The organism is Xylanibacter ruminicola, from assembly GCF_900107775.1.
GTDB classification, from domain to species: domain Bacteria; phylum Bacteroidota; class Bacteroidia; order Bacteroidales; family Bacteroidaceae; genus Prevotella; species Prevotella ruminicola_C.
In genome coordinates this window covers 139,292-165,755 of the sequence record NZ_FNRF01000002.1, presented here as the reverse complement: position 1 = coordinate 165,755, position 26,464 = coordinate 139,292, and the positions used below count along the sequence as shown (strand labels likewise).

Genomic DNA, 26,464 nt, shown 5'->3' with positions numbered 1-26,464 from the left:
AAAGAAGAATATGACAATGAAAAAGATATCATTATTCGCATTGGGCATTGTTGGTGCTATGGCCTTCACAGCTTGCTCTGATGAGGCATACACTGAGAAATACAACGACCCTTCAAAGACAACAACCGTGTCTTGCGACAAATTGTTTACTGGAGTCGTATGGACAGGCCGTACATACGGTATGCAGACCTATTGGGGTCTCTGCACATTCGAGCTTCCACAGATTGGTGCCTATTCTCAGGTATCAAGCCACTTCTCTGCTGACGTAGATTATGAGGGAACTGGTTCATACGTAAGCTATGGCAACGATCGTTGGACAAATTTCTATGAAGATCTGGCACAGTATAAGCTGATGCGCTATACATTTAACAACCTGTCAGCTGCTGAGCAGACTGCCAATCAGCTCTATATGGACTGTGCAACTGTATGGATGTACGATCAGCTTGAGAAGGCTGTTGACCTATGGGGTGATATTCCATTTGTAAATGCTTGTAACATTCAGATTTCTGCAAATATCGCAGACAGTAAAGCATCTTATGACGATGCCAAGACATTGTACGAGATGATGCTGAATGGTGCAACATTGACCGACGTTAAGGGTGAATCTCAAGCTTTCGATGGTCTGGCAACTCTTTACAGCCGTATTAAGGGTGCTACAGCTCCTTCTTCATTTGCAAGCCAGGACATCCTCTTTGGTGGTGATGTAAGCAAGTGGGCATCTTACGCTATTGGTCTTCGTGCTCGTATGGCTCTCCGTGTTTCAACTCAGGGAGAACTTGCATCAACAGGTCAGGCAGTTCTTAAAGAAATTGCCAACACAGTTGCTTCTGATGCACAGGACTGCGCAACCGGTTTTGCTGATCCTTCAATTGTAGCTTTCAGCTATAATGATGGTAATGGTATGAACTGGGGCGGTGGCTGGAACGAATGGGCCTGTCAGTATTCTCGTCTTTCATTCAAGATGGCAGAGATGCTTAATCTGCCAGAGGGTTCAAAGATGAATCACGATACTGATATCCATGTAGAAGGTGCCGATCCACGTGCAGCAGTGATGTTCGACGCTTCAAATGCAGGTACCGTTCATATTCTGGATTATCATCAGACATTCTCGGATCAGTACTATGAGGGTTGGAAGAAGGAAGAAACATATCGCTGGTTTACCGTTGTTGACTCAGCAACCTTCATCAACAATGCTTACTTTATGCACCCAATCATGACTAAGGCAGAAATGTTGCTGACACTGGCAGAAGCTGCTCAGCGTGGCTACATCACCGGTAGTGCAGAAACATACTTCAAGCAGGGTGTTCAGGCTTCTGTAGATTTCTACTATGCAGAGAACGCTAAGTCGAAGTTCCGTACAGCTGTTCCTCAGCCTGATGCTACAGCATACATCGATGCACTTTGGACAAATGCAACCGATAAGCTTGAGGCAATCTGCAACCAGCGCTGGCTCCACTTCTCAATGTTGCAGCAAGAGCAGAGCTATGCCGAGGTACGTCGTACCGGTTTCCCGAAGTTGGAGTTCCGCGATTTCTCTAACGACCCCAACTTCACCATTCCTCGCCCAATGGATCGTATCGTTTATCCATCTAATGAGACACAGAACAACCTCGAATATATGACCGAGGCTATCAACCGTCTGTCAAACAAGAATCAGGAATGGTATAACAACCTCTTCTGGGCCAAGAGTGCCGGAACCTGGTACACTGTAATCGATCTTCCTTATGAGTAAGAGTTAGATAAAAAGATTAATGATTATCAGCCGAAGCAATATGAGCTTCGGCTGATTTTTTTTATAGTTTCTATCTATATTACTTGGAAATTACAACAATTATACTTAACTTTGCCCCGATATAACTCAAAACTGAAATGAAAAGACTTCTATTGCTAATTTTCGGATTATGCACATTCTGGTATGGTTATGCCGGAAAGCTAGTAACAAATCGTGTAGTGGTAGCTTATGTTACCGCAGGTACAACAGAGATTCCCGATCCTACGTTGATGACACACATCAACTATGCGTTCGGAACAGTCAACAAAACATTTAATGGTGTAGATATCCAAAAGCCAGAACGCCTACGAGTGATTGCTGGTTTGAAACAGCAGAATCCGGAACTGAAGGTGCTGCTGTCGATTGGTGGATGGACAGCAGGACGATTCAGCGAAATGGCTGCCACCAAACAGAACCGCGCTGCCTTTGCCAAGGACTGCAAACGCATTGTAGATGAGTTCGGACTGGATGGTATCGATATCGACTGGGAATACCCGTCATCCAGCGAGGCTGGTATCTCGTCATCACCCGACGATATCGATAACTTTACGCTGCTGATGAAGGAATTGCGCCGCGTGTTAGGTAAGCAGAAACTGCTTACCATTGCCACCATCTGCACCGCAAAGTATATCGACTTTAAGAAATGTCTGCCTTATCTCGACTTGGTAAATGTGATGTCGTACGATATGAGCGATCCCAACAAGGCACATCATGCTGCCCTCTACCCCTCGCCTATCTCAGGCTACTGCACTGGCTCTGAAGCTGTCGAGGCACACCTGAAGGCTGGTGTACCCAAAGAGAAACTGGTAATGGGTATGCCCTTCTACCAAAAAGGTAGAAGACAGGATGCCGGTGTTGACGAATATCTGCGTACGGGTATTCTGCCTGTAGGCTATAGTCGTCAGTGGAGTGATGTGGCCCAGGCCGATTATATTGCCAACGAAAAAGGCGAGTTTGTTTGGGCCTACGAAACAACCCGTTCCTTAGGCGCCATCTGTCAGTATATCCTTGAAAACAACCTGCGTGGTGGTATGTACTGGGAATACTCGAACGACCGAACTGGTGAATTCAGTTCGCTGCTGAGTAAAATGTTGTTGGAGCAGCCCACCACGGTAGGCCATAAAACCACAGCTCTCAACGCATCAGCCTGGCAGAATGCCGAATGGATTTCAGTAGTGAACGCCCCCGTAGTAACAGGACGTGCCGATAAGGTGATTCGTGCTGCCGATGGTGCCAGTTGGTTTGTATCTACCATCAAAAACGAAAAGCCCGTTACACAAGCCAAATGGATGACAACGGGATTAGGTGTGTTTGAGCTTTACCTGAACGGACAGCCTGTAGGCGAGGAAATCCTGAAGCCAGGATTTACGCATTACGCCAAGACCAAGCGTTCGTTTACCTATGATATCACCGATGCTTTCCAGAAGCAGACAGGTAACGAGAATATGCTCTCGGCTCAGGTAACTCCGGGCTGGTGGGCCGACAAGATTATCACCCCTGGTGATCACGAAGGTATGATTGGTAAGAAATGCGCCTTCCGTGGTGTGCTGGAGCTGACATTTGCCGATGGTACCAAACAGTACTACGGTACCAACTGCAAGGATTGGAAAGCAGGTATTGCAGGTCAGGTAAAGCATGCCGGTATCTTTGATGGCGAGGCTTTTGATGCCCGCAAACTGCCAGGATTTGCTACCCCAGAAAAACTCTCAACTCCTGAAATAAATACCGAGTTTACTGGCGAGATAGTTCCATCAGAGGGTGCAGAGGTTTATCTACGACGCGACTTGGCATTACGCCCCGCCAGCGCCTATATCTGGCAAGGTGTAACCGGCGAGAAGCAAGCCGCCGACAAGAAGGATATCGAATATGGTAAGGTTATCATCAAACGTAACTATGCCCTGGGCGAAATCATCACCCTGAACCCAGGCGAAACGTTGATTGTAGATTTCGGTCAGAACACATCAGGTGTACCATTCTTCAGCTTTAAAGCCAACGAAGGTACTACCCTGACTTGTCTACCAGCAGAAATCCTGAACGATGGCAACGGTGCCGAGCGCCGTGGCATGGATGGCCCTGAAGGTAGCGTGCATCGTCGCAACCTGCGTATCCAGAACACTGGTATCCGAATCGATTACACCTTTGCCAACAACCCAAGCTTTGTAAGCTACTATCCCCACTGCACCTTCTTTGGCTACCGTTATATCTCGGTAACCGCTACAGATAAGGTGGAGATACAGCGCGTGGAATCGTTGCCTGTAACAAGTATCGCCAAGGGTTTGGAAACGGGAAAAATCACCACAGGTAACGACCTAATTAACAAGCTGATTTCGAACACCGTTTGGGGGCAGCGTTCTAACTATCTATCGGTGCCTACCGACTGTCCGCAGCGCGATGAGAGATTAGGTTGGATGGCTGATACTCAGGTATTTACCGAGGCCGGCTCGTTCTTTGCTAATACCGACGGATTCTTCCATAAATGGACGCGCGACGTACGCGACTCACAGAGTGCTACAGGTGGATTCCCAGGCGTATCGCCTACTGCCCAGTATGGTAATGAGATGATGCGTTTGGGTTGGGCCGATGCCGGTGTGATTGTGCCTTGGACGGTATGGAAGCAGTTTGGCGACAAAGCCATCGTGAATGAGAACTGGGAGGCGATGGAACGCTTCATGAACCACATCAATGAGGTGAAATACAACCACGAGGCACTCGTGAAAGAGAATGGTAACTACCAATGGGCCGACTGGCTGAGCTGCGAGGCTTTGGAGACTTGTATCAACCTGGCTTTCGACGAGAATTGGAAGCCACGTCCTGATGCCATAGCCTACTGGAATTACCTGAGTGCTTGCTACTGGCAGATTGATGCCGAGATGATGCGTGATATGGCGCTGGCCACAGGTCGCGATGCCTCGAAATACCAGCAGATGGCAGAGACTGCCCAGAATTATCTGAAACAGCAATTCCTGAATCAGGATGGTACCTTTAAGACAGCCGTGCTGAACACCATGCAAACCCCTGCCCTGTTTGCTCTGAAGAACCACCTGGTAGATGATGCAGCTAAGGAGCGTACGATTCAGCGCCTGCGCCAAAACTTTGTGGAGCATGGCAACTGCTTGCAGACCGGTTTCCTAGGCACCAGCATCCTGATGGCCACACTCACCGAGAACGGCATGGTAGATATCGCCTACGAGCTGCTCTTCCAGCGTAAGAACCCCAGTTGGATTTACTCTATTGACAACGGTGCCACCACCATCTGGGAACGTTGGAACAGCTACCGTCGCGATAACGGCTTAGGACCTAACGGCATGAACAGTTTTAACCACTATGCCTACGGTGCCGTATGCGAGTGGATCTGGGAGACAGCAGCCGGAATCGCTACCAACACACAGGCGCCAGGCTTTAAGCAGATTATCATGAAGCCTATCCCCGATAAGCGTTTAGGCTTTATGAAGGCCGAATACCAGTCGGCTGCCGGTTTGATTAAGAGTGAATGGAAATACGAGGGCGACCTATGGTTGTGGAACTTCACCGTTCCCGAAGGTGCCACCGCCATCGTTACCCTACCTGGCGAAACAACCTCAAAGACATATCCAAGTGGTACTTACCACTTACAAAAGAAACTCTAAAAAAAAGAAATCTCCTCCAGTTTTGGAGGAGATTCTTTTTTAGTTAATCGGAGTTACCTCAATCACAGGACTCTGTCCTCTACCATCCTCGGCTTTCCATTCGATGGTAACCACCTTCTGTTCGCCAGGCATCAAGGTAAAATAGTTATCGCTATAGATAACTGGCAGAATCTGCTCGCCATCAGCACCCTTCAGATTGATACGCAGGAACGGAGCAACAGCCTTACCAACATTCTTCAGTGTTACAACAGCCTTGGTACCAATAACCTTTACGTTCTGCTGCAATGCTGTTTTTGGCAGGGTGTTCAGGGCACGGTAATTGTTCTCCTCGCGACCCATGATATACTCGTTCTCCGAAATCAAGCCACGCTTATCGGCGAGTGTCAAACGCAGGAACCATACATCCGATGGCGCCTGAGCCTGCAATTTAGCCAACTTCAGGATGGCCTTGGTGGTATCCTCGGTGCTATTCAAACGAACCTTCTGCTGGCGCACCTTCTTACCATTCAGATCGAATACCGATACTGTAGCGGTGATACCTGCCACATTTCCTGCAGAGTGGTTCACTACCTCAACGCTATCTGTCAGGGCGTTATACTGGATATGTAATGGCTCGCAGGCCTTCTTTACACCAAAGTAAGCCGCTGTGGGATCGAAATAGTAATCGTAAGTCTGCCATACCATCGATGGCCAGCAAGCATGACTCATCCAGATCAACAGTCCTGCACGACTCTTGCTGGTACTCTCATACATACCACGATAACCGTTATAGTTAATGAGCTGAGCCCAACGGGTAAACTCCTCGGCGCTGTTAGCCTTGCCAAGCCCCTCTTCAACCAGTCCGTTAAACTCGCGGGCACGCTGGGCACCTAACAGGGTGTAATCGTGCATACCCCACTGTACGCTCTGTGGCCAGAGTGAATCGGGACTCAACGTACGCTTCAGACTCTCGATATTCATCACGTTTGGCATACCACGCTCGGTGTGAATCTTACCACTCTGACGAGAGAAGTACTCCTTCATAGGTAGTGCCCAGTATGGCCCGTGACCACTCACACCATCATCAGCCGAACTAGAAATAAATTCCAGACCTGGCGACAGGGTGTGTACATACTCACGCAACTTGCGATCGATAGCCTCTGGAGGGAATCCCTCGTTACGGCCCACCCAGATACCAATGCTGGCATGACTGCGGATACGGCGCAGATAATCCTGGGCATTGCTCAGGAACAGCACATCGTCGTGGGGATCAGGTCCGTCGGCAGGGTTAGCCAACCAGAAGTCCTGCCATACCATGATACCATGCTTATCGCAAGCCTCGTAGAAAGCCTCGTCGCCAATCTGTCCTACCCAGTTACGAATCATGGTGCAGTTCATCTCCTTGTGATACCCTACAGCAATATCGTACTCACGTGAGCGGTACAGCAGATTATGCTCGTCGAAGCCCCAGTTACCACCCAGTGGAATAAAGCGGCGTCCATTGATATACATGATGAGCGAATCCTTCAGTCCCTCATATTTCATCTCGCGGATACCAGCCTGATAGTTGATGGTAGATGCCACGCCGTTATCAGGGGTGAAGGTAAAGCCAGCCTCGTACAGATTAGGCTCGCCGTAACCATTAGGCCACCACAGCTTAAAGTCGCTGCTGGTCAACTGCTTGTTGCAATGAGGACAGAAGCTTACCTCCTGCTCAGTGTTGGCAGGCAGCGTCATCTTCTTCTCAAACTTCACGTCACCAATCCAGCCCTTCAGGGTACCAGTAACTGGCTTGTTATCGTTGTTGCGTACAAACACAGCAGGCTTAACACTGGCGGTTTTGCCATCAGCAGCCAACTTGGTTTTTACGTATGGATCGCTCACGGTAACATTACCTGTAGAGGTGAGATAAACCTCGTTCCAGATACCTACCTCGCGTCCACGTACGCTAGTAATCCAGTCCCAACCAATCGTAGCGTGGAAGGTTGGATTATCGGCACCAAGCAGTCCACCATTCAACTGAGTGGTATTGCGGTCCTTCTCCTTCACGGCACCAAAGTACTTATTGCACTCCACCTCTACTGCCAGGTAGTTCTTACCAGGGCGCAGCAGACCGGTTACATTGAATTTGCCACGCATAAAAGCACCCTCGATACGTCCCAGACGCTGTCCGTTCAGATATACGTTAGCCTTCCAGTTGATACCATCGAAGTTGAGCCACTGCTGCTCGCCATCGATACGCTCTACGTTGAACTCCTGACGGTACCAGAAGTTAGAGCGGAAATAAGATTCAGAAATCTGATTTATATCGTCGGCATAGTTTGGATCGGGCACAGCGCCGATATTCATAAACGATGCCAATACGGTGCCAGGAACGGTAGCGGCAATCCAGCTACGGCTATCATAGTCGGCCGAAGCAATCTGCTCGCCACGGGCATCCACCTCGGATGCACGCTGCAACTGCCACATGCCGCCACTCAACTCGTAGCGTCCGTTCTTCATACCAGCCACAGCATGTGGGGTGTAAACCTGCTTCTGCTTCGACAGCACCTCCAGCTCGCGCAGGGCATAGCAGCCAGCCTCACCGGGCTCCTGGAGCAGCAAGCGCACGTAGCGGGCAGTACATTGAACATTCTTGCCTTGCAAGCCAGCAGAGCTGGAGCGGACCATTGAAGATTGACCATTGAGAGATGCCACCTTTTTCCAGGTTTTGGCGTCGTCGGATATTTGAATGATGCCTTTCTTGGGGGCATAGAGCCAGTCGAGATTAATCTGCTCGATAGGCAGACTCTTTCCTAAGTCGATGTATATCCACTGCTCGCCGCCACCATCGCTCATCCACAGGCTACTGAACTGCTGCGATGGCAACAGCTCTACATACTCGCCGATGGCATTCTGGAACTGCAACTCGTACACATCCCAGTGGGCAGCGCCAATCATATCCATGACCACACGCAGATGCTGGGTGTTTACAGGTGTTTTGAATTTAATCAGTTCATCCAACTGACGGGCTGGCAACAGACTCTCCTCGGTCTGCTTATTGGGGTCGGAATGTAACTTATAATACAAGGGCTTACCAGGCAGTTTGTCGCCCTTCAGTTCGCCTACCACCTGCCAGTCCTTACCGTTTTCCGAAGCCTCACAACGAATGCTGTAGCCCTCGGTAGCCAGCTGGTCATTATAGGCCATCATACCTACCACACGTACCCCGGCAGTCTTTACCTTCATGGCACCGCTGTAGTCGTACTGCAGCCAGGTTTTCTCGCCCATCAGGATGTTCTTCGAATAGGCACCGCCATCGATAGCCCACTCTGCCTCCTTACGGGGCAGCACACCATCTTGTGTTGATACCTTGAGCATGATGGGTTCGGCTGTGTCGCAGATGCCATCTGTTACCAGATGTGCCGTCAGGTTGTAGTCGATAGCCGACGAAGCCCAGGCCGCACGGTGGCGTGCTACATTTGTTAATGTCTGGCCATTCTCCACCCAGCTCAGTGTGGGTGCGTAATACTCACTCTTGGCACCCGGATACTGTCCGATGCCACGCGTGTAATCAGTTGGTTGAGGTGCAGCCACAGCGCACATACCGATACACGAAAAAATTGCTGTTAAATACTTCATATTGTCGTAGTTTCTTATTTTTGCGCACAAAAATACAAAAAAATCAAATACCATACTACACTTTCGTCATTTTTTTGCTATCTTTGCAACCATAACTAATATACAATTTCTATTTATGCTAAAAACAAGAAGATTATGTCTGGCCTTAGGGCTGGCAGTGTGCCTGTCGGTAGGTGCACAGGATAACGAGATTCATCAGCGTTCCGAAACCTACGAGTGGCCAACCGACCAGCTGGTAGTTAAGAATCTTAAAGCTTGGCAGGACCTGAAGTTCGGCGTGCTGTTCCATTGGGGATTATATGCCGTACCTGGCATGGTAGAATCATGGGCTATCTGCGACGAGAACTGGATTACCCGCGACTCTACACGCACCTATCAGCAGTATATGGACTGGTACTTCGGACTGGCCGATGAGTTGAAACCCACCAAGTTTGATCCTACCCAGTGGGCCGAGGCCTGCAGCAACGCGGGTATGAAATATATGATTTTCACCACCAAGCACCACGATGGTTTCTGTATGTGGGATTCACATGAAACCGATTTTACCATTGCCAAGCACGCCTTTAAGGACGATCCACGTCGCGATGTACTGAAGCATGTGCTGGATGCCTTCCGCCAGAAGCAGTTCACCATCGGTACCTACTTTTCGAAGCCCGACTGGCACTCGCAGTACTACTGGTGGGATGTGTATGCCAAGAAAGGTCGCAACGTGAACTATCCCGTTGACCAGCACCCCTGGCGCTGGCAGCAGTTCAAGAAGTTCACCCACAATCAGATGAACGAAATTCTGTCGCGTTACGGTAAGGTAGATATCCTGTGGCTCGATGGCGGCTGGGTAGCTAAGGAGAACCGCGGTCAGGATCTGGACATGCCAGAGGTGGCACGTATCGCCCGTAAGAATCAGCCTGGCATCATCATCGTTGACCGTACCATCCATGGTCCTTACGAGAACTACCAGACACCCGAGCGCACCATCCCCGAAACACAGTTGGATTTCCCTTGGGAGAGCTGTATCCCCCTGAGCGACGACTGGGGCTGGGTGCCACGTCCACGTTTCAAGAGTCCCGAGAAGGTGATTGGTACTCTCATCGAGATTGTAGCCAAGGGTGGTAACCTGGTGTTAGGCGTTGGTCCTACTCCGGAAGGACTGATTGAGCCCGAGAGTGTAAAACGCCTGAATGCTATCGGTGCCTGGCTCAAACAGAACGGCAAAGCCATCTACAACACCACCATCACCCCCTATTATAACGAGGGTAACGTATGGTTCACCAAGGCCAAGGACGGCAGTCGCTATTACGCCATCTACCGTTTAAACGATGGCGAGAAGCTGCCCACTAGCATCACCTGGAGCCAGAATCTGCCCAAGAAAGCCATCCGATTGGTAAGCAACGGCAAACGTGTGAAATACAAGCTGCAGGGCAACCAGGTTACCGTTTATCTGCCCAAGCAGCTGACGCAGCAGTCGGTTGCTTTTGAAATCGAATAATGCAGTCTGAACCAAACTCTGAACTTATGAAGATACGTTGCATCCAAAAGGTCTTCGTAGCCTTGTTGCTTTTAGCGTGCCAGTCGGTTTTTGCAAAGTTGCAGCCGGTTGATTACGTGAGTACCTTGGTAGGTACTGAGTCGAACTACAACCTCTCAACAGGTAACACCTACCCTGCCGTTGCCATGCCTTGGGGCATGAACTTCTGGGTGGCACAGACCGGCAAAAATGGCGATGGATGGCAGTACACCTACACCGCCAACAAGATTCGCGGCTTGAAGCAAACCCACCAGCCCAGTCCGTGGATTAACGACTACGGACAGTTCTCGCTGATGCCAACGGTAGGTCCGAAGCTGTTCAACGAAAACAAGCGTGCCAGCTGGTTCTCGCATAAGGCCGAGGTAGCCACACCCTATTATTACAGCGTGTATCTGGCCGATTACGATGTCACCGCCGAGGTGACTCCTACCGACAGAGCAGCTGTGCTGCAATTCACCTTTCCCGAGACCGATGAGGCCAACGTGGTGATTGATGCTTTTGATAAAGGTTCGTACGTAAAAATCATCCCATCCGAGAATAAAGTGATAGGTTACACCACAAAAAACAGTGGTGGTGTACCCGAGAACTTCAAAAACTGGTTTGTGATAGTGTTCGATAAGCCATTTGCCAGCAGCGTAACGGTGCAGGATAGCGTTTTTACCAATCAGTTGGAGATGACAGCCAATCACGCCGGTGCCATCGTATCGTTCAAAACCCGTAGAGGCGAGAAGGTATGTGCCCGTGTGGCATCATCATTCATCAGTCTGGCGCAGGCTGAGCAAAACCTGAATGAGATTGGCAAGCGTTCATTGGAACAAGTAAAAGCTGCCGGCTGTCAACGCTGGAACGAGGTGTTGGGACGTATCGAGATCGAGGATAACAATATCGACCACCTGCGTACGTTCTATAGCTGCTTGTACCGCTCCGTGCTCTTCCCACGTAGTTTCTACGAGGTGAACGCCCAGGGCGAGCCCATCCACTACAGTCCTTACAACGGCGAGGTCCGTAAGGGTTATATGTTTACCGATACAGGTTTCTGGGATACCTTCCGCTGCCTGTTCCCGTTGCTTAATCTGGTTTATCCCTCGATGAACACGAAGATGCAGGATGGACTGGTGAATGCCTATCTGGAAAGCGGTTTCCTACCCGAGTGGGCCAGTCCCGGACACCGCGGCTGTATGGTAGGCAACAACTCTGCCTCGATTGTAGCCGATGCCTACCTGAAGGGGCTGCGTGGCTATGATATCAACAAGCTTTGGGAAGCTGTGGTGCACGGCACCCAGGCTGTACACCCCGAGGTGAGCAGCACAGGCCGATTGGGCTACGAGTACTACAACAAACTGGGTTATGTGCCCTACGATGTAAAGATTAATGAGAATGCCGCCCGCACCTTGGAGTATGCCTACGACGACTGGTGTATCTACCAGTTAGGCAAAGCCTTAGGAAAAAAGAAAAAGGAGATTGACGTGTTTGCCAAGCGCGCCATGAACTATAAGAACCTGTTTGATGCCGAGACCAAGCTGATGCGAGGTCGCCTGAAGAACGGCGAGTTTATGAAGCCCTTCAACCCCTTGAAATGGGGCGACGCCTTTACCGAGGGTAATTCATGGCATTACACCTGGTCGGTATTCCACGACCCTCAGGGACTCATCAACCTGATGGGTGGTAAGGCAGCGTTCAATCAGATGCTCGACTCGGTATTTGCCCTGCCTCCCGTTTTCGACGACAGCTATTACGGTTTTACTATCCACGAAATCCGTGAGATGCAGATTATGAATATGGGTAACTATGCCCACGGCAACCAACCCATACAGCACATGATTTACCTGTATGGCTACAGCGGCGAGCCTTGGAAAACTCAGTACTGGATTAACCAGACGATGAACCGCATGTACAATGCCAACCCCGATGGCTATTGCGGCGATGAGGACAACGGACAGACTTCGGCCTGGTATGTGTTCTCGGCTCTGGGCTTCTATCCCGTTTGTCCCGGCAGCAATCAGTATGTGATTGGCACACCGTACTTCAAGCAGGCCACCGTACACCTGGAGAACGGCAACACACTATCTATCGGTGCCGAGGGCGAAGGCTGCTATATCCAGCAGATGACGCTGAATGGTGCCGACTACCAGCATAACTACCTGAATCACAACCAGCTGATGCAGGGCGCTATCATCCATTTTAATATGGACACCAAGCCCAACAAACAGCGTGGTATCGCATCCGAAGATGCTCCCTATTCGTTTTCGAAAAACCAACAATAATAACACAAATATGAAACAATTACTTTTACTATTCAGTTTTAACTTTCTACTACTCCCTACCTTTGCCCAGAAGCAGGCCCCCGCACCAGTTGCGCCCCTGCCCACAGCCCATCAGGTGGCCTGGCAGAAGTTAGAGACTTATGCTTTTATCCACTTCGGACCCAACACCTTTGGCGATCGTGAGTGGGGTTATGGCGATGCGCCATTGAGTGATTTCAACCCCACCAAGCTTGATACCGAGCAATGGGCCCGCACCATCAAGGCTGCCGGTATGAAAGGCGTGATACTCACAGCCAAGCACCACGACGGTTTTTGTTTGTGGCCCACCAAGTACACCGACTACAGCGTTCGCAATACGCCTTACAAGGATGGTAAGGGTGATATTGTAGGCGAGCTGGCAGCCGCTTGTAAAAAGTACGGTCTGAAACTGGGTCTGTACCTCTCGCCATGGGATCGCCATCAGGCATTCTACAGTACCCCACTCTACGTGGAGTATTTCTATGCCCAGCTCGAGGAGTTGCTCACCCAGTATGGCGAGCTTTTCGAGGTGTGGTTTGATGGTGCCAACGGTGGTGATGGCTGGTATGGCGGTGCCAAGGAGCAGCGCAAGATTGATCGCCGTACCTATTACGATTTTCCCCGTGCCCACAAACTGGTGTACAAGCATCAGCCACAGGCCATCATCTTTAGCGATGGCGGCCCCGGTTGCCGTTGGGTTGGCAACGAGGAGGGCTATGCCGATGCCACCAACTGGTCGTTCCTGCGAATCAACGAGGTTTATCCTGGTTACGATAAGTACTACGAGTTGACCAGCGGACATGCCGATGGCGATACCTGGGTACCCTCGGAGTGCAACACTAGTATCCGTCCGGGCTGGTTCTATCACGAGAGCGAGGACGCACGTGTGAAAAGCATCCCACAACTCACCGACCTGTACTACCGCAGCGTGGGTCATAACGGTACATTCCTGCTCAATTTCCCCGTGGATAAGGAAGGACTCATCCATCCCATCGACTCGGCTAATGCCGTGAATTACCATCAGCAGGTAGCTGCCGAACTGAGTAACAATCTACTCCGTAAAGTCAGCATCAAAGCTTCGAATGTTCGTGATAAGAAACTGTACGGAACAGCCAACCTAACCGATGGCAACTACGATACCTACTGGGCTACCGAGGACGGTGTTACCACCGCTACACTCGAGATTGCACTCAAGGGCACACAACGTATCAACCGCATCATGCTACAGGAGTATATTCCTCTGGGCCAACGTGTTAGCAAGTTCCACTTAGAGTACTTTAATGGCGGCAAATGGCAACCCATCAGCATCAAGGAGGCCACTACCACTATCGGTTTCAAACGCCTGCTGCGCTTCCAGACCATTACCGCCAAGAAGCTGCGTGTATGCTTCGATGAGGCTCGTGGTCCGCTCTGCATCAACGGCATCGGTGCCTACTATGCCCCCAAGGCTTTGGAGAGCTACCAGCAGCAGGAACAGAATCTGAAAGGCTTTGATTACACCATCCAGCAGCAGGATACCAACAGCATCACCCTCGACCTGGGTCGCACGCGTCAGATCCGTTCGCTGCATTACAAGCCCACCACCACAGGTATGATTTCGCATTACGAGATATGGGCTGGCAATACCCCCGACACCATGAAGCGTATTGCCGCCGGCGAATTCTCTAACATCCGCAACAATCCGATTATGCAGGACGTGTATTTCGCACCCGCCGACTGCCGTTATGTACAGCTGAAAGCCGTGCGCCTGGTGAACGAGACTGAAAAAGCTGCTTACGACAAACTCATTATTCTTTAAGATATGAAACGAATACTGATATCAACAATGGCTTGCTGCATGGCCCTGAGCCTGTCAGCCGCCAAAAAGAAAGTCAAGGAGGTACTGCCCTACCAGAACCCGAAACTCTCGGTAGAACAGCGTGTAAACGACTTGGTTAGTCGTATGACACTCCAGGAGAAAGTGGGACAGCTGCGCTGCACCTTGGCCTGGAACTACTACACCATCAAAGGAAAGAATGTAGAACCCTCAGAGCTGTTCAAGAAAGATATTGCCGAGGGACAGATAGGTATGCTCTGGGGAACCTATCGTGCCGACCCCTGGACACAGAAGTCGCTCGAGAACGGGCTCACCCCCGAACTGGCTGCCAAGACTGGTAATGCCCTGCAGAAATACGTAATGGAGCACACCCGACTGGGCATCCCCCTGTTCTTAGCCGAGGAGGCCCCCCACGGACACATGGCTATCGGCACGACCGTATTCCCCACCGGATTCGGTATGGCTGCTACATGGAACCCTGCCCTGATAGAGAAAACTGGCGAGGTGATAGGTCAGGAAATCCGACTGCAGGGTGGCCATATCAGCTACGGACCTGTATTGGATCTGGCCCGCGAGCCCCGTTGGTCGCGTGTCGAGGAGACGATGGGTGAAGACCCTGTACTGGCTGGTGAGTTAGGTGCAGCGATGGTAAAAGGATTGGGTGGCGGCAACTTGTCGAAGCCCTATAGCACCATTGCCACACTGAAGCATTTTATCGGCTACGGCACCACCGAAGCCGGACAGAACGGCGGTATCACCATTGCCGGTCCACGCGAATTGCAGGAGAGTTTCCTGCCCCCATTCAAGAAAGCCATCAATGCCGGCGCTCTGTCGGTGATGACCAGCTATAACTCGCTGGATGGTATCCCCAGCACCTGCAGCAAGGCACTGCTAACCGATCTGTTGCGCACCCAGTGGGGATTCAACGGATTTGTAGTGAGCGACCTGTATAGCATCGACGGTATCCAGGGCACACACCGTGTGGCCCAGACCAAGCAGGAGGCAGGTGTAATGGCGCTGCAGGCAGGTGTTGATGCCGACCTTGGTGCCTTGGCTTTCGGCAGATTGGAAGATGCCGTACAGAAAGGCATGGTAACTGAGGCTGAGATTGATGTAGCCGTTAAGCGCATCCTGAAGATGAAGTTCGAGATGGGTTTGTTCGAGCATCCTTACGTAGATGTGGCTCAGGCCAAGCAGCTGGTTCGCAGCGATAACAACAAGGCTGTTGCCCTGCAGGTGGCTCGCGAGGTTATCACCTTGCTCAAGAACCAGAACCACGTGCTGCCACTCAGCAAAAACAAAAAAGTGCTGGTGTGCGGACCTAATGCTGACAATGTGTATAACATGCTGGGCGACTATACCGCACCACAGGAAGATGGCAACGTAAAAACCATCCTAGCCGGTATCCGCAGCAAACTGCCTACTAGTCAGGTAACCTACGTCAAAGGTTGTGCTGTACGCGACACCACCGCATCGAATATTGACGAGGCAGTAGCAGCTGCTAAGGAGGCCGATGTGATTGTGGTAGCTGTAGGCGGTTCGAGTGCCCGCGACTTCAAGACCAGTTATAAGGAGACCGGTGCTGCTGTGACAGACAGCAAGACCATCAGCGATATGGACTGTGGCGAAGGATTCGACCGTGCCACCCTCACCCCACTGGGTCACCAGATGCAGCTGCTCAAGGCCCTCAAGGCCACTGGTAAGCCACTGGTAGTGGTGTATATCGAAGGTCGTCCCATGGATAAGAGTTGGGCCGCCCAGCATGCCGATGCCCTGCTCACGGCTTACTATCCCGGACAGGAAGGTGGAACCGCTATTGCCGACGTGCTGTTTGGCGATTACAACCCTGCCGGACGCCTGCCTGTATCGGTACCCGCCAACGTAGGTCAGATTCCTGTTTACTACAACAAGAAACCACCTCTGCCACACGATTATGTAGAGATGAGTGCCCGTCCGCTGTATGCCTTTGGCTACGGTCTGTCGTACACCACCTTCAAATACGACAATCTGAATGTAGAGGAGACTGGCGACACCCAGTTTAAGGTAACCTTTACCGTTACCAACACCGGTGATATGGATGGCGACGAGGTGGTGCAGCTGTATCTGCACGACGAGTTTGCCTCTACCGCCCAGCCTATGATGCAGCTCAAGAAGTTCAGTCGTATCTTCATCCCCAAGGGCGAAACCAAGCAGGTATCGTTCACCCTCGAAGCCGAGGACCTGGAGATTGTAGATCAAGAGATGAACCATGTAGTTGAGACTGGTGACTTTACCGTAATGATAGGTCCCAGCTCAGATAACATTATTCTTAAAGCCACATTTACCCAGAATTAAATGAAAAAGCTCATTTTTACATTTTTAAATTGTTACATTTTAGGCTCTCTGTCTATCAGCGCGCAGCAGCCCGTGGATTATGTCGATCCCTTTATCGGAACCACCAACTACAGCGTGTGCAATCCAGGTGCCGTATGCCCAAATGGCATGATGAGTGTGGTACCCTTTAACGTGATGGGTAGCGACCTGAACATATACGATAAGGATAAGCGCTGGTGGTCGGCGCCTTACGAGTATAACAACAAGTATTTCACCGGCTTTGCCCATGTAACGCTGAGTGGTGTGGGCTGTCCCGAACTGGGCACGCTGCTCACCATGCCTACCACCGGCAAGCTGGATGTAGATTACCGCCACTACGGCTCGGAATACAGCAACGAGCAGGCCACCCCTGGCTACTATGCCGTAAGTCTGAAAAAGTACGGCATCCGTTGCGAGGTAAGTGCCACCACCCGCAGTTCAGCTGAGCGCTTCACATTTCCTCAAGGCGAAGGCCATATCCTGCTGAACCTGGGTAACGGACTTACCAACGAGGTGGGTGGTATGGTACGCCGTGTCAGCGATACCGAGATTGAGGGCTATCGCCTGGTGGGCACCTTCTGCTACAATCCGCAGGCCGTATTCCCTATCTACTTTGTGATGCGAGTAAACAAAAAGCCCGCCTCGGCAGGCTACTGGAAAAAGCAGCCACCGATGGACGGTCCCGAGAAGGACTGGGATCCCGACCAGGGCAAATACAAGCTCTACACCACCTACGGCAAGGAGTTGGCAGGCGATGATGTGGGCTACTATTTTAACTACGATTGTGCCGAAGGCGAACAGATTGAGGTGCAGATGGGCGTATCGTTTGTATCCATCGAGAATGCCCGCCAGAACCTGAACACCGAACAGCCCCAGTTTGCTTTCGACAACACCCGAAAGCAGGCCCGTCAGCTGTGGGCCGAAACGCTGAACCGTGTTACCGTCGAAGGTGGCACCGAGGCCCAGCGCCGCATGTTCTACACCGCACTGTATCACACCCAGATTCACCCCAACATCCTGCAGGATGTTAACGGCCAGTACCCCGAAATGGAGAGTTTTAAGATTGGCACCACTAGTACCAACCGCTACACCGTTTTCTCACTCTGGGACACCTACCGCAACGTGGGTCAGCTGATGACACTACTCTACCCCGACAAGCAGTTAGATATGGTACGCTCTATGATTGGCATGTACAAGGAATGGGGCTGGATGCCAAAGTGGGAACTGTACAGTCGCGAAACCTGGACGATGGAGGGCGATCCTGCCATCCCCTTTATTGCCGACACCTGGTTGAAGGGTCTGCGCGATTTCGATATCAACACCGCCTACGAGGCTTTCTATAAGTCGGCCACCCTGCCTGGCAAGGATAACAAGATGCGCCCCGATGTTGACAACTACTACAAGCGCGGTTACGTGCCTATGGGCGAATATGCCGCCGATATGTCGGGCGACAACTCGGTATCGCACGCCTTGGAGTACTATATTGCCGATGCCTCGCTGGCAAACTTAGCCGAGGCGCTGGGTAAGAAACAGGATGCCAAGCGATTCCGCCAACAGAGTCTGGGCTACCGTTATTACTATTCCAAGGAGTCGGGTACGCTGCGTCCCATCAATCAGGATGGCACGTTCCTCACACCTTTCGATCCCAAGGATGGTGCCGACTTCTCGAATGCGCCCGGATTCCACGAGGGCAGCGCCTGGAACTACACCTTCTACGTGCCTCACGACATCAAGGGACTGGCACGCCTGATGGGTGGCGACAAGAAGTTTGTGCAGAAGCTGCAGCGCGTGTTCGATGAGGGATTGTACGACCCAGCCAACGAACCCGACATTGCCTACCCTTACCTGTTTACCTATTTCAAGGGCGAGGAATGGCGCACCGAGAAGATTGTTACCAGCCTGATTAACAAGTTCTTTAGCGATAAGCCCAACGGCATTCCAGGCAACGATGATTGCGGCACCATGTCAACATGGCTCATCTTCTCGATGATGGGCTTGTATCCCGATTGTCCTGGCACACCCAGCTATGCACTTACCAAACCGGTATTCGACAAGGTAACGCTGCATCTCGACAAGCGTTATTACCCTAAGGGCGACATCATCATCGATGGCTCCAAACCCCTCAAGAAATATCGCATCTCGCATAGCGAATTGGTAGATTAAACATTAAATTTTATATGAAACGAACATTAGAAGTATGTACTGGCAATATGGCCAGTGTGATTGCAGCTGCAGAGGGCGGTGCCGAGCGCATCGAACTGTGTACAGCTTTGGCATTAGGCGGTGTAACCCCCACCATAGGTATGATGAAATGGATTCGTCAGCAGTATCCCGAACTCAAGATTCAGGTACTCATCCGCTCACGCGAAGGCGATTTTGTGTATAACAAAACTGATTTAGAGGCGATGTTGGAGGATATCCGTTTGTCGTTGCCTTACTGCGATGGTATCGTGTGCGGCGCCCTCACTGCCGATGGCGATATCGACGTAGAGGCATTGAAGCTGATGGTTGAGGCTTCGAACGGGAAGCCTTTTACTTTCCACCGTGCTTTCGACCGCTGTCGTGAACCCGAGGAGGCCCTCGAGCAGATTATCGCTGCCGGTTGTGCCCGCATCCTCACCTCAGGTCATGAGCCATCAGCCGAACAGGGTATTCCCCTGTTGCGTAAACTCGTAGAACAGGCAGCCGGTCGTATCATCATCATGCCAGGCGGCGGCGTTACCACAAAAAATGCCCGCCTGATCATCGACCAGACGGGCTGTATGGAAATTCACGGTTCATTCTCGGCAGGCAGTGGTGTTACCAGTGCCGACGACGTGAAATACGTGCTTTCTACAATTGGCGAATAACCTTGATCAGCTGCTCACCTAAGTTGATGGTGTAGCCCTGCTGAACAAATACCACGCGGTTAAACGAATCGCAAATCAGGAACACAGGGAGTGAAGGCGTAGTCAGTTTCATCTGCTGCCACACTTCCTGTTTTATTTTACCCTCTACATCGGTTCCCCAAACCACGGTGTTAGGCAGCTTGTCGAACTCGGCAAAGTTAAAGCGCTGTGCCTCGTCGTCGTTCTGGAACAGGAAAATCATCTTTCTACCCCACTCCTCAAACTGCTGCTTGTAAACAGAGATATCGCGCATAGCGTGGTTGGTAGGCTCCTGGTTAGGTGCCACAATAGCCAACACATAATACCCGCGACCGGTAGTTGAAAGCAGACTCTTATCGCTATCGGTAGCTTTGTCGTGATAGATATCCTCGGCATTTAGCGACCCAATCACCTGCACATCCTCCTGATTCTCGCGCAGGGCGTAGCTGATGGTAGTATCGCCGTTGAGAGTAAAGCGCTGCATACGAGCCAGCACCTTACCGCTGGCCATACGTACACCAGTAGTAAGGATATACTCGCCCTTATCCAACTCCTGTCCATTCACAAAGTCCTGTTGGGTAGCCTCCTCAGGGAAGGTCTGCAACTGCAGCTGTCCATCCACCACCTTGCTCAGCGTAAAGTGGATGTAATACTTTGGATTATCGTTGTGAGCCGACAGCTTGTAATCCAGCTTCAGCTTGGCGGTGTTAGCCTGCTTGGCATTCTGGGCCTTGGCAAACACATCGACCCAACGTCCATCGGCATAATACTGGGGCTTGCCGTTCACCTCGTTGATACGGGCTGGCATGTCTAAGCTGCGAGCCACCGATACAAAGAAGATGTTACGACCCAGATCGTCGGTCAGCTTTTCGCGATACACACTCATAGGCTGCATACGCAGACCCTGTGGGTTGTGATCGTTGTCGATGCGGATGTTCTTGTTGCACCAGGCCTCCAGCTGGGAAGGATTCTTGATATCAGCCATGTGCTTACGGAAGAAAGCCTTGTAAGGTGTAAGCCACTCCAGCTCTACACGGGGGCACAGCACATACTTCAAGTAGATATCCGATGTATCCACGGCAGCCACCTGGTTATCCTTCAGCACAGCCAGTTCGATATCACGCAGGTCCTTCTTAGCCAATACGCCGAGCAGTTTCTCAGCCATCAGCTTGTTGGGAGCCTCGTCCAGGAACTGCTGGATGGTACGGTGGTTACCGCGCCAGTCCTCTACCGGCATGGTAGCCTCGTAGGCATGACGGATACTGTCCTCGTAAGCCGAACGGCGGTTGTTCTCGGCACGCTGCTCAGGTGTTACCAAAGGCAGCTGTGCACTTACGGGTGGTGGCACGATATCGAGATCCACCAAATCAGGCAATTCCTTGCTGTTCAGCACGATTTTCACCTGCTTGTCCTTACCGAACGATACCTTACGGGTAGCCACCAAGCCACCTTTCGATACCCACAGTAGCATATCGCCCTTACCGGCTGTCAGCGAGGCATGACCCAGCTTGTCGGTAGTCTTGTTAGCCACGGTGTAGAACTCGGCATAGTTATACAGCTTAAACTCTACGCGGGCACCTGAAACGGGCTTACCTTTGGCGTTAACCACCTGCACGTTAATCTGGGCAGTTGGCGCATAGTTATCAATCACGTTAATCTCGGTGTAACAAGGCGTTACACTCATCACCTCCTCGGGTCCGTCGTAGTTGCCAAAAGCCTTGGTGTGCATCAGCATACCACGCGAGGCACTCTCGTTAAACCAGCCCAGGTTCAGCACGGGCTCAGGCTCGCAGGCACCCAAGAAGTACCACTTGCCATCGGCCCAGGCCTCTACCCACGCATGGTTATCGTCGGTATGCGCCCAACGCGGGGTATACACCTGACGGGCAGGAATACCCACGGCACGCAGGGCTGCCACCGTAAAAGTGCTCTGCTCGCCACAACGTCCATAAGCCGTACGGAGCGTTGCCAGCGGACTGCTGGTTCTGCCATCCGACGGACGGTACGTCACATGCTCGTGGCACCAGTGGTTCACCTCGAGGATAGCCTCTTGCATACTCAGTTTCTCAACACGGGGCTTGAGGGCCTTGTAGAACACCTCGCGACTGTTGTCGAGATTCTCGTTGTTAACTCGCACGGGCACCACAAAGTGGCGGAACTCGCGCTCTGGAATGGTTTTGCCCCATGGCATCTCAGCACGAGCTTTGAGCGACAGGGCAACGTTCTGCTGGTAGAACTCGCGACTATAATCTGTCTTATCAGGCTGTGGCATAAACTGGTAAAGGAAGTCCACATAGCCATCGCGAGTCTGAGCATTTCCCTGTAGGCACAGGCTGCTCAGCAGAATGGTGAAAATAGTTAGCGTTTTGTACATGTAAATATCTAGTTAGCGTTTAATCTCTATGTCGTTCTTCACGTTGTTGCGAATCTTCGTGAGATAGCCTTTCATACCGGCGGCATCCTTCTGGTCGATAATCTCCAGCAGTTCCTTCAGCTCGGTACGAATCTGTGCCACCTGGTCGTGCGTGTAGGGGTTGAACAGGATTTCCTGCAGCAGGTAGTCGTCCTCGTTCAGCACACCCTTGGCAATACGCATGTGGCGCTTAAAGGTGGTACCTGGTGCATCCTGATGCTTCATCACAGCGGCAAACACAAACGTAGAAACGAATGGGATACTCAGCGAGTAAGCCACCGTTTTATCGTGCTCCTCGAAGGTGTACTCGTAGATGTTCAAACCTAGCTTGCGATACAGCTCCTTAAAGAAGCAACGACCCATGCAGTCGCCCTCCTGGATAATGATGGCATTCTCCTCGCTCAACTGTTGCAGGTTGGCGAAGGTAGGACCAAACATAGGGTGCGTAGATACAAAGCGCATACCGGTCTGCTCATAGAAGTCCTTCAGATCGGTCTTTACGCTGGCGATATCGCTGATAATGCACTCCTTAGGCAGGTAAGGTATCACCTCTTTAAACACGGGGATGGTATATTTCAGCGTTACCGCATTGATGAGCAGTTCGGGCTCAAAGGCCTTAATCTCGTCGTAGGTGGTGAAACGCTGACAGTTGTATGTAAATCGCATGCGTTTGGCATCTCTCTCAAACACAGCCACTTCGTGGTCGAAACTCAGCAGGTCGATGAAGAACGATCCCATCTTTCCTGCGCCCATTACTAGAATTTTCATTTAGAATGTAAAAATTAGAAAATGTAACAATGTAAAAATTACTTGTTAATAATCTCAATCTGCTGGCGAACGCTCTCTTCGTGGATATTCTCAAACACGTGTGCAACGAACTCTGGGTCCATGCCACAAAGTGAGCCCTGGGCACCACGCTTGTTCAGGATTTCGTTGTAGCGGTTAGCCTGCAGTACTGTCATGTTGTGCTCCTTCTTGTACTGACCGATCTCACGGCACACACGCATGCGCTTAGCCAACAGATCCATCAGCTGGTTGTCCAGCTCGTCAATCTGCTTACGCAGCTGGGTGATACCCTCGGTAGTGGTCTTCTCGTCGCGGATTACCAACAAGCTCAGGATGTAGTCGAGTACATCAGGTGTTACCTGCTGCTTGGCATCGCTCCAGGCCTTGTCAGGATCGCAGTGGCTCTCCACAATCAGACCGTCGAAACCAAGGTCCATAGCCTGCTGACACAGGGGGGCAACCAGCTCACGACGTCCACCGATATGCGAGGGGTCGCTGATGATAGGCAACTCAGGAATACGACGACGTAACTCGATGGGAATCTGCCACATAGGTGCATTACGATAAATCTTTTGTTCGTAGCTTGAGAAGCCACGATGGATAGCACCAAGACGCTTGATACCAGCCTGATTGATACGCTCCAAAGCACCAATCCACAACTCCAGATCGGGGTTCACGGGGTTCTTCACAAACACGGGGATATCCACACCCTTCAGCGAGTCGGCAATGGCCTGCATGGCAAAGGGGTTAGCCGATGTACGGGCACCAATCCACAGGATATCTACGCCGTGCTTCAGGCACAGCTCTACGTGCTCGGGAGTAGCCACCTCGGTAGAAACCAGCATCTTGGTTTCCTTCTTCACCTGCTCCAGCCATACCAGAGCGGGCTCGCCATGACCCTCAAAGCCACCGGGCTTGGTACGGGGCTTCCACACACCAGCGCGGAAGTTATGGCAGCCCTTCATAGCCAGCTGCTTAGCGGTTGTCATCACTTGTTCCTCGGTTTCAGCACTACAAGGGCCTGCAATCACAAAGGGACGTTCGTTGTCACTTGGTAAATTCAATGGTGATAATTCTAATTCCATATCTTATAGTATTTTTTCGATTCTTTCTAATGCTTGCTTGATCTTTTCTTCTTTGGCACAGAGCGAGATGCGGATGTAGCGCTCGCCGTTGCTACCGAAGATAAAGCCTGGGGTGATAAACACGCGGGCCTCGTGCAGCACACGCTCTGTCAGGTCCTCTACATTCTGGATGTCAGCGGGAATCTTTCCCCACAGGAACATACCCACCTGATTCTTGTCATAGGTACAACCCAGCACATCCATAATCTTCTCGGCCCACTGGCGGCGACGCTTGTAGTTATCGATGTTGAACTCGCGATGCCAAGCCTCGTCGTTGTTGTTCAACGCCTCGGCAGCAGCCAACTGAATGCCACGGAAGGTACCACTCTCAATGTTACTCTGTACCTTCAGTATCCACTGGATAAACTGTGGGTTCGACAAGCACATACCTACACGCCAACCGGGCATGTTATGACTCTTCGACATTGAGTTGAACTCAATACAGCAGTCCTTGGCGCCTGGCACCTGCATAATGCTCAAGTGCTCCTCGCTCAGGATAAACGAGTAAGGGTTATCGTTCACCACCACAATATTGTGATCCTGGGCAAATTTCACCAGTCGCTCGTAGGTTTCCATACGGGCACGTCCGCCTGTAGGCATATTGGGATAGTTGGTCCACATCAGCTTCACTTTCGAGAGATCCATCTTCTCCAGCTCGTCGAAATCAGGCTGCCAGCCGTTGTCCTCACGCAGATTGTAGTTTACGATTTTGGCACTCAGAATCTTGCTGAGCGATGTGTAGGTGGGATAGCCGGGATTAGGCACCAGCACCTCGTCGCCAGGGTTTACAAAGGCCAAGGTTACGTGCAGAATACCCTCTTTCGAACCAATCAGTGGCAGCACCTCGGTCTTCCAGTCGAGCTCTACGTTGTACCAACGCTTGTAGAAGTTAGCCATGGCCTCGCGCAGTTCGGGAGTACCCACTGTTATCTGGTAGCCGTGTGCATCGGGCAGCTTAGCCACCTCGCACAGCTTTTCGATGGTTCGCTCCGATGGTGGCATGTCGGGACTACCGATAGCCAATGAGATAATATCCTTACCTTCGGCGTTCATCTGCGCCACCTCCTTCAGTTTCCTGCTAAAGTAGTACTCCTGTACCAAACTTAATCTATCTGCTGGTTGTATCATAATGCTCAATTCGTTTGTTTGCCGTCTTTATATTCTCCTAATATTTTTAATGCTTTTGTCAGTGGGATGATGGCATCCACCGCCTGACGGTATCGTGTAAGATCGTCGTACATCACATCTACGTAGAACAGGTACTCCCACTCCTTGCCGATAATGGGCAGACTCTGGATTTTGGTAAGATTGATGTGATAGAACGAAAGGATGGCCAGTACGTGTGCCAGCGAGCCCTGCTCGTGAGGCAGCGAGAACACGATACTGCTCTTGTTGGTCTCAGTCAGCGGACGCATCATATCGGCCTTGTTGGGATTGCTCACTACCAGGAAACGGGTAAAGTTATGCTTGTTGTCCTCGATATGATCCTCAAGCACCTTCAGTCCGTACAGCTTGGCAGCCTCGGCATGACAGATGGCAGCCCATCCGCGCTTCTTGCCCTCGGCTATCATCTTGGCACTACCGGCAGTATCCTCGGCCTCCACATTCTTAAGCTGTGGGTGCTGTGCAAGAAAGTTGCGGCACTGCATCAGGGCCACGGGGTGCGAATGTACCTCGGTGATGGTGTCCCAATCGTCCTCGGGCAAACAGCAGATACTGTGGGTGATGTGCAACTTATGCTCGCCTACGATGGCAGTACCGCTATCACGCAGCAACTCGTAGTTGTGCAGCAGACTACCAGCAATCGTATTCTCGATAGCCAGCATACCTATGGCGGTAGGATCCTTCTGCATCTCCTGGAACACCTGTTCGAAGGTTGAGCAGCAAATCAGCTGTATCTGTTCTCCCTCGAAATAAAGGTGTGCCGCGATATCGTGGAACGACCCGATTAATCCTTGTATTGCAATTCTCTTCATTATCTTCTTTTAATTCTTTAATTTTCTCATTTTTACATTCTAAAAAACAAGTCCCGCTATCACTTGTTTGTGAAGCGGGACCTTGTTGTTTTTATCTTCCATTGTCATAAGTTGAACTTTACACGCAACTTCCCGCTTCACAGTGTCCTGCAAAGTAAAAATAATAACCGTAAAACCACGCATTCAACATTGACATAATTCTCTCGTTTATTTGTTTACGGCTGCAAAAGTATAGTATTTTTGCGAAATAAACAAATAAAATGGCAGAAATTTTGCGATTTCTGCCACAAATTGTTATTTTTCGTGCTGTTTTTACACGATTACAC

14 protein-coding genes are annotated in these 26,464 nt (G+C 51.0%); 8 read left to right on the top strand and 6 right to left on the bottom strand.

Annotated elements, in window-relative coordinates; genetic code table 11:
- Positions 1 to 16: 16 nt before the first annotated feature.
- Positions 17 to 1,732 carry a SusD/RagB family nutrient-binding outer membrane lipoprotein gene (locus tag BLU97_RS04755; protein WP_175456307.1) on the top strand — a complete coding sequence of 572 codons (1,716 nt, stop codon included), beginning with the start codon at positions 17 to 19 and terminating at the stop codon, positions 1,730 to 1,732.
- Between the two features lie 137 nt (positions 1,733 to 1,869).
- Positions 1,870 to 5,397 carry a family 78 glycoside hydrolase catalytic domain gene (locus tag BLU97_RS04745; RefSeq protein WP_254771662.1) on the top strand — a complete coding sequence of 1,176 codons (3,528 nt, stop codon included), beginning with the start codon at positions 1,870 to 1,872 and terminating at the stop codon, positions 5,395 to 5,397.
- Between the two features lie 39 nt (positions 5,398 to 5,436).
- On the opposite strand, the gene BLU97_RS04740 is transcribed toward BLU97_RS04745, so the two are convergent.
- Positions 5,437 to 8,997 (bottom strand): glycosyl hydrolase 2 galactose-binding domain-containing protein, encoded by a 3,561-nt coding sequence (locus BLU97_RS04740; protein ID WP_254771661.1) that lies wholly within the window; start codon positions 8,995 to 8,997, stop codon positions 5,437 to 5,439.
- Between the two features lie 115 nt (positions 8,998 to 9,112).
- On the opposite strand from BLU97_RS04740, the gene BLU97_RS04735 reads away from it, so the two are divergent.
- Genes BLU97_RS04735 through BLU97_RS04710 form a run of 6 tightly spaced genes read left to right on the top strand, consistent with a single transcriptional unit; the run spans position 9,113 to position 19,821 of the window.
- Positions 9,113 to 10,483 (top strand): alpha-L-fucosidase, encoded by a 1,371-nt coding sequence (locus BLU97_RS04735; protein WP_074760494.1) that lies wholly within the window; start codon positions 9,113 to 9,115, stop codon positions 10,481 to 10,483.
- Positions 10,484 to 10,509: 26 nt separating this feature from the next.
- Positions 10,510 to 12,786, top strand: coding sequence for a GH92 family glycosyl hydrolase (locus tag BLU97_RS04730; RefSeq protein ID WP_139208822.1), 2,277 nt, complete (start codon positions 10,510 to 10,512; stop codon positions 12,784 to 12,786).
- Between the two features lie 10 nt (positions 12,787 to 12,796).
- Positions 12,797 to 14,602, top strand: a complete 1,806-nt coding sequence (locus tag BLU97_RS04725) for an alpha-L-fucosidase (protein WP_074760493.1) — start codon at positions 12,797 to 12,799, stop codon at positions 14,600 to 14,602.
- Positions 14,603 to 14,605: 3 nt separating this feature from the next.
- A complete protein-coding gene (locus BLU97_RS04720) occupies positions 14,606 to 16,954 on the top strand; it encodes a glycoside hydrolase family 3 N-terminal domain-containing protein (protein WP_074760492.1) in 2,349 nt (782 codons plus the stop codon).
- Positions 16,955 to 19,135 (top strand): GH92 family glycosyl hydrolase, encoded by a 2,181-nt coding sequence (locus BLU97_RS04715; RefSeq protein WP_074760491.1) that lies wholly within the window; start codon positions 16,955 to 16,957, stop codon positions 19,133 to 19,135. It abuts the gene before it with no gap.
- A gap of 14 nt (positions 19,136 to 19,149) precedes the next feature.
- A complete protein-coding gene (locus BLU97_RS04710; protein WP_074760490.1) occupies positions 19,150 to 19,821 on the top strand; it encodes a copper homeostasis protein CutC in 672 nt (223 codons plus the stop codon).
- Here BLU97_RS04710 and BLU97_RS04705 read toward each other — a convergent pair.
- Genes BLU97_RS04705 through BLU97_RS04685 form a run of 5 tightly spaced genes read right to left on the bottom strand, consistent with a single transcriptional unit; the run spans position 19,805 to position 26,138 of the window.
- Positions 19,805 to 22,213 (bottom strand): transglutaminase-like domain-containing protein, encoded by a 2,409-nt coding sequence (locus BLU97_RS04705; protein ID WP_074760489.1) that lies wholly within the window; start codon positions 22,211 to 22,213, stop codon positions 19,805 to 19,807. The genes BLU97_RS04710 and BLU97_RS04705 overlap by 17 nt on opposite strands.
- 12 nt (positions 22,214 to 22,225) lie before the next feature.
- Positions 22,226 to 23,020 carry a prephenate dehydrogenase gene (locus tag BLU97_RS04700; protein WP_013063524.1) on the bottom strand — a complete coding sequence of 265 codons (795 nt, stop codon included), beginning with the start codon at positions 23,018 to 23,020 and terminating at the stop codon, positions 22,226 to 22,228.
- A gap of 38 nt (positions 23,021 to 23,058) precedes the next feature.
- Positions 23,059 to 24,123 carry a bifunctional 3-deoxy-7-phosphoheptulonate synthase/chorismate mutase type II gene (locus BLU97_RS04695; RefSeq protein ID WP_013064980.1) on the bottom strand — a complete coding sequence of 355 codons (1,065 nt, stop codon included), beginning with the start codon at positions 24,121 to 24,123 and terminating at the stop codon, positions 23,059 to 23,061.
- A 3-nt stretch (positions 24,124 to 24,126) separates the two neighbouring features.
- Complete coding sequence (locus BLU97_RS04690; RefSeq protein WP_175456306.1) at positions 24,127 to 25,290, bottom strand: pyridoxal phosphate-dependent aminotransferase; 1,164 nt, start codon at positions 25,288 to 25,290, stop codon at positions 24,127 to 24,129.
- A gap of 5 nt (positions 25,291 to 25,295) precedes the next feature.
- On the bottom strand, positions 25,296 to 26,138 hold the full coding sequence (locus BLU97_RS04685; RefSeq protein WP_074760488.1) for a prephenate dehydratase: 843 nt from the start codon (positions 26,136 to 26,138) through the stop codon (positions 25,296 to 25,298).
- Between the last annotated feature and the right edge of the window lie 326 nt (positions 26,139 to 26,464).